Annotated in this window: 9 protein-coding genes; 8 read left to right on the top strand and 1 reads right to left on the bottom strand. The window is 36.6% G+C overall.

What is annotated here, in order from left to right:
• Window positions 1-428: 428 nt before the first annotated feature.
• The 8 genes from ACFWE9_RS23585 (at window position 429) to ACFWE9_RS23550 (ending at window position 8,559) form a co-directional block, all read left to right on the top strand.
• Window positions 429-1,478 (top strand): P-loop NTPase, encoded by a 1,050-nt coding sequence (locus ACFWE9_RS23585; RefSeq protein ID WP_377359079.1) that lies wholly within the window; start codon window positions 429-431, stop codon window positions 1,476-1,478.
• Window positions 1,479-1,554: 76 nt separating this feature from the next.
• Complete coding sequence (gene fdhD / locus ACFWE9_RS23580) at window positions 1,555-2,352, top strand: formate dehydrogenase accessory sulfurtransferase FdhD (RefSeq protein ID WP_377359077.1); 798 nt, start codon at window positions 1,555-1,557, stop codon at window positions 2,350-2,352.
• A gap of 57 nt (window positions 2,353-2,409) precedes the next feature.
• Window positions 2,410-3,417: a GTP 3',8-cyclase MoaA gene (moaA, locus tag ACFWE9_RS23575; RefSeq protein WP_377359075.1), complete on the top strand. Its 1,008-nt coding sequence runs from the start codon at window positions 2,410-2,412 to the stop codon at window positions 3,415-3,417.
• 548 nt (window positions 3,418-3,965) lie between these two features.
• The gene (gene fdhF / locus ACFWE9_RS23570; RefSeq protein ID WP_377359073.1) at window positions 3,966-6,917 is read left to right on the top strand and encodes a formate dehydrogenase subunit alpha; all 2,952 of its coding nucleotides are present in this window, start codon (window positions 3,966-3,968) and stop codon (window positions 6,915-6,917) included.
• The gene (locus ACFWE9_RS23565; protein WP_377359081.1) at window positions 6,857-7,036 is read left to right on the top strand and encodes a hypothetical protein; all 180 of its coding nucleotides are present in this window, start codon (window positions 6,857-6,859) and stop codon (window positions 7,034-7,036) included. Before fdhF ends, ACFWE9_RS23565 begins: the two co-directional genes overlap by 61 nt.
• Window positions 7,037-7,090: 54 nt before the next feature.
• Window positions 7,091-7,579, top strand: coding sequence for a helical membrane plugin domain-containing protein (locus ACFWE9_RS23560; RefSeq protein WP_230156453.1), 489 nt, complete (start codon window positions 7,091-7,093; stop codon window positions 7,577-7,579).
• A gap of 194 nt (window positions 7,580-7,773) precedes the next feature.
• A complete protein-coding gene (locus ACFWE9_RS23555; RefSeq protein WP_230156452.1) occupies window positions 7,774-8,184 on the top strand; it encodes a phosphate-starvation-inducible protein PsiE in 411 nt (136 codons plus the stop codon).
• A gap of 21 nt (window positions 8,185-8,205) precedes the next feature.
• Window positions 8,206-8,559, top strand: coding sequence for a Na-translocating system protein MpsC family protein (locus ACFWE9_RS23550; RefSeq protein WP_377359071.1), 354 nt, complete (start codon window positions 8,206-8,208; stop codon window positions 8,557-8,559).
• A 713-nt stretch (window positions 8,560-9,272) separates the two neighbouring features.
• On the opposite strand, the gene ACFWE9_RS23545 is transcribed toward ACFWE9_RS23550, so the two are convergent.
• Entirely contained in the window at window positions 9,273-10,157 is an 885-nt protein-coding gene (locus tag ACFWE9_RS23545) for a LysR family transcriptional regulator (protein ID WP_377359069.1), read from the bottom strand.
• Window positions 10,158-10,226: the final 69 nt, after the last annotated feature.

The raw sequence follows: 10,226 nt of genomic DNA, 5'->3' as shown, positions 1-10,226 counted from the left end.
ATATTAAAAAATATATTAAAAATCATTGATATTAGGTAATGAAAAATTGCCATAATGTCCTGTTTTTTATTTTTGTTATACGTGATGAGATGGATCGCTAGTAGGATAAACTGCTTAGTAATTAGCCCATCATAAAATTGACTGTGTATTGCATGTGCATGTACACAATCTATTTTATGGTGGGCTTTTTGTTTATAAAAAAGGAGAGTTCAATATGCTATGAATAGCTCAAGAAGATTAATGGAGAATATCATGAAATAGAACAGATCATTCAAACAGTGAATTATTAAAGTAACTCTACTATCAGTTATTCTGTGATATTTAATGATAGGGATTTTGCAATGATCTCTATAATCTTTTCAATTTTTTATCTGAGGCAATTAACCATAAGGAGAAGGAAACTATTAAATAAAGAAGGACTGAGAGATATGTTGACACATGAACAAATAATGAACGCTCTAAAACATGTTCAAGATCCCGAGCTGCATAAAAGTATCGTGGATTTGAACATGGTGAGAAATATTGAAATGGATGGTACACATGTTCAACTTGAAGTGGTTTTAACAATCCAAGGCTGTCCATTAAAAGCAAAAATAAAAGATGATGTTGAAAATTCACTTCGAAAGATTGGAGCCTCAAGTGTTTCGTTAACCTTTGGTTCTATGACACCAGAAGAACGGGCTGTATTAACGAAAACTTTAAAGAAAAGTGCTACAACAGAAACAGGAATGCCTAACATGTTACAACCTGATTCAGGTGTGAAATTTATTACAGTGACAAGTGGTAAAGGCGGAGTGGGAAAATCAACGGTTACCGTTAATCTGGCTACTGCTTTGGCCCGTATGGGGAAAAAAGTCGGGGTGTTAGATGCGGATATTTACGGATTTAGTATCCCTGCGATGATGGGAGTTGGAGAAAAGCCAACCATGATTGACCAGACAGTCATTCCACTTGTAAGTCAGGGCGTTAAAATCATGTCCATGGGTTTTTTTACAAACAATAATAACCCCGTTATGTGGCGAGGGCCCATGCTAAACAAATGGATTCAAAACTTCCTTGCCAACACGCATTGGGGGGAACTGGATTACCTCCTTCTAGATTTACCTCCTGGTACAGGAGACGTAGCCATTGATGTAGCTGCCATGATTCCTCAGGCAAAGGAAATTATCGTAACGACTCCTCACCATGTCGCTTCTTTTGTTGCTTCAAGAGCAGGTGCTATGGCGAAACATACCAATCATGATATCTTAGGTATCGTTGAGAATATGGCATATTATGAAGAACAAGATGGTTCGAGGAACTATCTTTTTGGAAAGGGTGGCGGCGATATGCTAGCTCAACAGCTGCAATCCGAAGTAATCGCAAGAATCCCTTTTGCCAAACGTGAGGAAAATAAAGGTTCATGTGTATACGATGAAGATTCGCTTACTGGTGAGATGTTTACATCTCTAGCTCAAGACCTGGTTCATCGAGGATAGTTATCCATCAAAAATCATTCTTTTCAATGAAGAAGGTAGAAATTTCCGTTAAAAAATTTAAAGGATGTAGTGCTATATGAAACCAGCAGTGGAGAAAAGGGAAATTCTTAGATTCACAAACGGACATATTGAAAATGCTGAAGATATAATTGTTACAGAGTTTCCAGTTACAGTAAAAATTAACGAACAAGAATTTGTTACGATGGTTTGTACACCTGAATATATTCAAGATATGGTTATCGGTTACTTAGCATCTGAAGGAATTATACGGAAATATGAAGAAATTAAAGACATTTGGGTGCAAGAAAAAGAAGGATATGTACATGTGAAAATAGATAAATTGAATCCTTATTACCAAAATTTCCAAAATAAGCGTTATATTACATCGTGCTGTGGAATGAGCAGACAAGGCTTTGTCTTCGTTAACGATGCATTAACCGCTAAGAAGATGAATAAAATCAGAGTCAAGCTCACCCCGGATGATTGTTTTCGTTTAATGAATAATTTACAAATTTCCGCGACGATTTTCCAAGATACGGGAGGGGTTCATAATGCCTCTCTCTGTGATTTAAACGGTTTTATGTTAAGTCGGATGGACATAGGAAGACATAATGCGTTGGATAAAATATACGGATATTGTTTAAAAAATGATATCTCGATTGGAAATAAAATCATTGTTTTTAGCGGTCGTATCTCTTCAGAAATCTTATTGAAAGTAGCAAAAATTGGTTGTGAGGTAGTTCTTTCAAAATCGGCGCCGACTGAATTGGCATTACAGTTGGCAGAAGAATTAGGGATTACGACAGTTGGTTTTATTCGTAATCAATCTATGAATATTTATACATGTGCAGAACGAATTCAACAAAAACAATAAGAAATAATATGCGATTATGTTAGTTGGTTGTCAAAAATAGGAGGAGACACGAAAAACATGGAAAATGATATTTTGGACAAATTAGAACGCCCATTAAGAGATCTGCGTTTATCTGTGACCGACCGTTGTAATTTTCGCTGTCGCTATTGCATGCCTGAGGGGCCTGATTATTCTATTTTATCCTCGGATAAAATCCTCTCTTTTGATGAAATGGAGCGATTGAGCCGTATATTTGTTTCATTAGGTGTCAGTAAAATACGTATTACAGGGGGGGAACCTTTATTACGTAAGAACCTTCCTGAATTGATTCACCGTTTGAATTTAATTAATGGAGTAGAAGACATTGCCATTACGACAAATGGTTCTCTTCTTAAAAAGTTTGCACCTGAGTTATTTAATGCTGGGTTAAGACGGGTGACAGTTAGTCTTGATTCCTTAGATGATGAACGTTTTAATCAGTTAAATGGGAATAGAAGCAAAGTTGCGAGAGTTTTAGAGGGAGTGGAGGCAGCTTCTAATGCAGGCTTAAAAGTGAAAATGAACATGGTTGTTCAAAAAGGGAAAAACGATCAAGATATAATTCCAATGGCGAAATATTTTAAAGATCATAAACATACTCTTAGGTTTATTGAGTATATGGATGTAGGAAATTCAAATGGCTGGAGAATGACGGAAGTAATGACCAAGCAAGAGATTTTAGATCGAATTGAAGAAGTCATGCCATTAGAACAAATTAAGCCAAATTATGTAGGAGAGGTGGCAACTAGATATCGGTATAAAGACAGTGATCAAGAAATTGGAATAATTTCATCTGTGACCGATTCATTTTGCTCTACTTGTTCCAGGGCTAGAGTATCTGCTGAAGGGAAATTATATACATGTTTATTTGCATCAAAAGGTTATGATCTTCGTCAATTAATTCGCTCAGAAGAGTCGGATGTTGTAATTTCAAATAAAATTTCGGATATTTGGAATCATCGTATCGATCGCTATTCTGATGAAAGAAAAAATGGGAATGTTTCAAGAAACAGCACTAAAGTAGAAATGTCTCATATTGGTGGCTAACATTTAAAGATTGGAAGTATTCTCAAATGTGGTTTGGAAGCATTGTGGTTTGCACTAGAAATAAATATGGTGGAAAAGGAATGTGTGTTTAAGTGACCAAGTGTTTCTGTTCTGTGCAAATAGTTGGAATCTTATTTAAAAAATGGCTCTGTTAAAGGATGTTGTTGATGAACTAACGGGGCAGTTTAGTTGAATAAGAATCCTTTTATTTCACTCGAATCAATGGGATTATATGGTAATATAAAAATGAAGGAAAATTGATTTTTAAAAGGGAAAATCCTATTGAAAAATTCAATCTATTGTTGAGGTTAAACATGTAGAGTATTATAATAGAAATATAGACTCAAATATAAAAAAGTCATTGACGTTAGGTAACGACGAATTGCCTTAATGTCCTGTTTTTTTTATTATATGATGTGGTGAGAATGATCACTAGTAGGATAAAAACTGCTTAGTTATTAGCCCGCCATAAAATAGAATGTGTGTTGTATTTGCACAATCTATTTTATGGCGGGCTTTTTTGATTTTTAAAAAAAGGAGAATGTAAAATGGCAACAGTCCTAGTAAAAATTAATGGACAGCAACATGAAGTAAAGCAGGGGACTCGAATTCTTGATTACCTACTGGAACAAGGAGTAGAGCACCCACATATTTGTTATTCAGAAGTTTTAGGTCCCATCCAAACCTGTGATACCTGTATGTGTGAAATTGATGGACAAATTATGAGGGCGTGCTCGACAGAAATTGAGGAAGGAATGAATATTTTGACTTCCTCAGAATTGGCCAAAACTGCTCAAACAGAAGCGATGGACCGTATTTTGGAGAATCACTTACTGTATTGTACGGTTTGTGACAATAACAATGGAAATTGTCGTGTTCATAACACAGCTGAGTTGTTGGAAATTGAACATCAAACTCGTCCATACCGAGAAAAAGGATACGAAGTGGATATGTCACATCCTTTTTACAGATACGATCCGGACCAATGTATCCTTTGCGGACGCTGCGTAGAAGTATGTCAAGACCTACAGGTGAATGAAACTCTATCTATCGATTGGGAACGTGATATCCCACGTGTAATGTGGGATGATGGTAAATCCATCAATGATTCTTCTTGTGTATCTTGCGGACAGTGTGCCACAGTTTGTCCATGTAACGCCTTAATGGAAAAATCAATGTTGGGCGAAGCGGGGCTTATGACAGCCATTCCGAAGGATTTGTTAAATCCAATGGTTGATCTCATTAAAGAGGTCGAACCGGATTATAAAACAATTTTTGCCCTATCAGAAGTAGAAGCAGCCGCGCGTGATACGCGTACGAAAAAAACGAAAACAGTATGTACATTTTGTGGGGTAGGGTGTTCATTTGAAGTATGGACTAAAGGACGTGAAATTTTAAAAGTTGAGCCAACTGAAAATAGTCCTGTAAACAGTGTTTCCACCTGTGTGAAGGGGAAATTCGGTTGGGACTTTGTCAATAGTGAACAAAGGCTTACTACTCCTTTAATTCGGAAAGGAGATGCATTTGTTCCTGCTACTTGGGATGAAGCACTTACTTTAATTACAGAAAAAATGGGTGCCATTAAAGAAACGTACGGTGGTGATGCACTTGGCTTTGTAAGTTCTTCGAAAACGACGAATGAAGAATCCTATCTCATGCAAAAATTGGCCCGTCAAGTGTTTGAAACAAACAACGTGGATAATTGTTCTCGTTACTGTCAATCGCCTGCGACAGATGGGTTACTTGCCACTGTTGGATATGGTGGGGATTCAGGTACCATTCAGGATATTGCAAGTGCAGGTCTTGTTATCACGATTGGGGCAAACCCAACTGAAGGACATCCTGTTCTAGCAACACGAGTTAAGCGGGCTAAGAAATTACACGGACAGAAATTGATTGTATCAGATCTTCGTAAGCATGAACTGGCAGAGCGTTCTGATTTATTTTTACATCCAAAACAAGGAACAGACTTTGTTTGGTTGACTGCTGTTGCAAAATATATGATTGATCAAGGTTGGCATGATGAAAAATTCATTAAAGCTCGTGTAAATAACTACGAAGAGTATCTGCAACTTCTTAATAAATATACGCTAGACTTTGCAGTGAAAGTGACTGGCCTTCCAAAAGAACAACTGATTAAGACAGCTAAAATGATTCATGAATCAAAAGGAACATGTATTTTATGGGGAATGGGTGTTACTCAAAATATTGCAGGTTCCTATACATCAGGAGCTATCGCTAACCTTCTGCTTGTAACGGGGAATTTCGGTCGAACTGGAACGGGAGCATACCCACTTCGCGGTCATAATAATGTGCAAGGTTCATGTGATATGGGGGCTCTTCCACAATGGCTCGCTGGCAATCAGCGTTTAACAGACAATGTCGCACGTGCTAATTTTGAAAAAGCTTATGGCGTAAAAATCTCTGAAAAGTCTGGATTTACGAACATTGATATGCTAGAAGCCTCAGAGAAAGGCATACTGAAAGCCATGTATCTCATGGGGGAAGACATGGCATGGGTAGATTCAAACTCCAATCATGTGCATGACACGCTCGGTAAGCTAGAGTTCTTTGTTGTACAAGATGTGTTCTTAACAAAAACTGCACAATTTGCAGATGTTGTTTTGCCGGCAGCTCCGTCTCTTGAAAAAGATGGAACATTCACCAATACAGAGCGTCGCATTCAACGTTTGTATCAAGCACTTGAGCCATTAGAAGAATCAAAACCAGACTGGTGGATCATTCAGCAAATTGCTAAATATATGGGTGTGGATTGGAACTATGAACACCCAAGCGATATTATGGACGAAATTTCAAGTCTTTGTCCAACTTTTGCGGGTGTATCGTACGAAAGACTTGAAGGATGGAACAGTTTAATGTGGCCCGTGCAAAAAGACGGCACAGATGAACCGCTTCTTTATACAAAGCGTTTTAACTTTCCTGATGGAAAAGCGCGTTTTTCTCTTGCAGAATATGTTCCACCTATTGAATTCACACAAGATTTCGATCTTACTTTGAACAACGGACGACTCTTGGAGCATTTCCACGTAGGGAATATGACAAATAAATCAAAAGGACTTCAGTATAAATTACCTGAGGTATTCGTAGAAGTTTCGCCTGAACTTGCAAAAGAACGTAAGGTAGAAGATGGATCATTAGTACGTCTAATTTCTCCTTACGGTGCAATTAAGCTTCATGCAGTCGTAACAGATCGAGTTACAGGAAAAGAACTGTACGTTCCAATGCACTCAGTAAGTCATGAAAATGCAATCAACCTTTTAACAGGAAGTGTTGGTGATGTTAAGACACAAACTCCAGCATATAAACAGATAAAAGTAAAAATGGAGTTAATGAAAGCAAAAGGAAACAGACCACTGCCAATGTATAACCCTCGTTATGCAACGCGTAATCCTCAGTTAGGCGTACAAGTGGAACGGAAATGGGCACGGAAAGATTACGAGCCAATTGCAGACTTGAATATATCAGGAGTAAAAAAGTAAAGGAAACACCGAAGAAGACTTTAGATTCATTAATTCTGACGGAAGAAGAAAAACGAGATCAAATGCTTAAACAGGTCGTTCAAGATTTATCGGAAAATGCAGATCCAAAGATTCAATAAAATGAGCATTCTTGAAGCTCTCGCAGATTTGAATACACCGGGAGGTAAAAAATAATGGCTAAACCAATTACGAAGATAGATGAACCAACCTTTACCGAAAAAGAAAAACAAGATCAAACGCTTGAAAAGGTTTTACAAGATTTATCCCAAAATGCAGATGGGATTAAAGAAACAATTAAACTTCTCCAAGAACTTCACGAAAGTGGAATTCTTGGAGCTATCAATAATCTCGTTGAAGCAAAAGAGAAAGTGGCAAAAATTGCAGTGGGACAATTGCTGCGTCCACCTGTAACAAATGCTGTTAACAATGCAATGGAAGCGGCAGGAGTGTTGACTGAACTAAATCCTGAAATGACGAAAAAACTGGTGGGAGGACTGTCAAAAGGGCTTCAAAAAGCAGAAGAAGGATTTCAGTTAAATAAAAAAGTGAGTGTTTTCGATTTAGTAAAATTAATGAGAGACCCTGATGTTAATCGCGTAATGAGGTTTTCTCTTGATTTGTTAAAAGGGTTAGGCGAAGGATTAAAGGGTCAATCAAAGTAAGTGTTTTGTACTCAAAGGAAAACTGATCTACTGTTCGTACTCATGGACTATCTTATCATCATCTCTGTGAGTATGTTCTTTATTGACGCATGCTTTTAGCATGATTTGCAGTGGAAAGTAGAAAGCGAGCTAAATTATTTTTTAGGGGCAATTTCATTCAGATAAGGAGATATGATAAAAATGGAGGATCCTGAATGTTTGGGCCATACAGATTAAAAAAAGCTAAGTGGCTGATAAAACTTTATCAAACGGTGTTGAATACATCATTGATTATTCTTAGTTTTATTCTTATATATTTTCTTTTTCGGCAACTTTACTACATTTTGAATGATGTTTATTGGGGCAATAAGGATGTCCATGGTACTTTCGGTAAAATATTGATATTTTTCTTATATTTCGGATTCATTTCCATGATTGTACAATATTTCAGGGAAGATTACCATTTCCCATTAAGATATCTAATTTATATTGGGATTACAGCTACCATTCGATTTATCATAGTGAATAATGCAAATTCAATCCAGACTTTATGGTTAGCTGCGGTGGTATTTGTACTTACAATAAGTTATCTAATGCTACCTCACCCGGAAGCTAAAAATGATTAAAGGATAGATAGGAGAAATGGAATGAAAAAAAATAGAGAACATCAATTCAATATGTTACTTCGTGAAATACGCAAGGAGTATGTTGGAAATGGACCAAAGGAAATTACTACTCGTCTTGTAGGTCCTTGGGTAATTAGTGAGATGAAAGGTAATCTGACGAATGTTGAAAAGTTTATGATGGGCTCTACAGAAGGACAGCGGATGGTTCATGAAACACGAACTAAATTAGTCAAGCAAATTTATAAGGATCCTGAAGTTCTGAGAAAAATTGAGGTAATGATGGATGCGAAAATTCTAAGCATCTATACAGATATTAATATAGACATTGATACTGCGATGACGATTTATGTGTTTGACAAACCTATTCAGCCGTAGTTTAGCGCAGCTTTCGATTAAGGGAGGTTTCAGAAGTAAGGGTTTTACCCATAAAGCATTGATGAAGTAAAAAAGCCCAGTCTCTCATTTATGACACTGAGAATTTGGGCTCTACTATTTTATCTCCTAAACTTCGCTAAGTAATATGCTTAAATAAACTTAGAGAAGTTTAAGTGGGGGAGGACCACTGGATTGAGTTGTAAGAAATTCGATAACGTATATAAAACGTTCTAATGTGCGAACCAACCTTATTAGTAGTGACTGGCAAAGCATTTCAATGTATTGCATGCTTTGAATTAGCCACAATTATTAAGGACACATATTTGAACGTTTTTTGGCGAACATGATGTTTGTCGTCACGCATGAAATGTCATAGCGGAAGAGGGAACACCGAAAAAAATTGTGAACCCAAAAGAAGTAAGAACGAAGAAGTTCTTAAAACGGGTCTTGCTCGGAGGATTGAATTTTTATACTTTAAGAGTTTTTACATTGTTCTCGAGATATTCTATCAGCCCGTTATTCATAGTAGAAGAAATGGAACAGCCATGTATTTAATAAAAACGATATTCGTACTTGGCGTGGACGTTTGAATGAATAAAAGAAAACACATGAAACTCCGACAAATCATGAGTGGGAAACCTTCATAATTGGCAGGAAGCATAAAGTGTTTTCCTTTAATTCAATAAGTGATGGAACGGTTTATTATTCATGAATTACATCTTAAAAAAGCTACGTATCTCTTCAACTAATTTACATGCTGCAGGAGAGAGATATCGATCTTTCAAATAGGCCAGGTAAACCGTTCTTTCCAAAACATTCGTATCGATTGCCCGAATTACAGTATTGGGTGTTACAGCGGATTTTATATAGCTTTCCGGTAAAATTGTAACCCCAAGTCCCTCTTCCACCAAACTGCAAGCTGTTTCAAGTCTTTCTATTTCGTAAAAAATATTGGGATTTACGTTTTCCTCTTTAAAGGCTTTCAAAATATCATCTCTTGTTTGAAAACCAGTTGTACTGATGATCAATTCTTTCCCAGCAAGGTCTTGGAACGTGATGGAACCTTTTTCATTTAAGTCGTCATCTTTATGGACCAAAAGTATGAATTTTTCATTATAGAGGGGAATAGACATGATTTCATCGTTGTTAATTGGCTGGTTCGTGATGGTGAAATGTCCATTATACTGATTCAAGAAATCGATAACTTTCTCTTCCCCCAAGACTTCTTTAACTTTTATATGAATATTAGGATATAGGATTTTAAAATTCCTGATGATCTTGGGGAACCAAAATTTGAAAGATTCAATGGAGCCTATAGATATTGTCCCACTTCCAACCTGCTTCATTTCCTCAAGTTCCACTTGCATATTATTGAATCTTCTTAGCAAATCCACAGATCTTGTATAAAAAATACCGCCTGCTTCCGTCAACTCCAATCCTCTTGTATTACGTTCCAAAAGCTGAAAACTAACTTCTTTTTCTAATTTCATTATGGCATTACTTAATGAAGGTTGAGAGATATGGAGTATTTTAGCCGCTTTAGAGTAGCTCTTTTCATGAACGATCGTAATAAAATACCTAAGTTGGCGAAGATCCATATATTCTCCTTTCTATAGTTTTAAACTATGGATATATTAAAATTTTGTATTGGTAATTATATATTATCT

The sequence above is a fragment of the Peribacillus sp. NPDC060253 genome, from assembly GCF_042727425.1.
Lineage (GTDB): Bacteria > Bacillota > Bacilli > Bacillales > DSM-1321 > Peribacillus.
The sequence above is the reverse complement of the archived record's forward strand: the minus strand, read 5'-3'. Positions and strand labels throughout refer to the sequence as shown.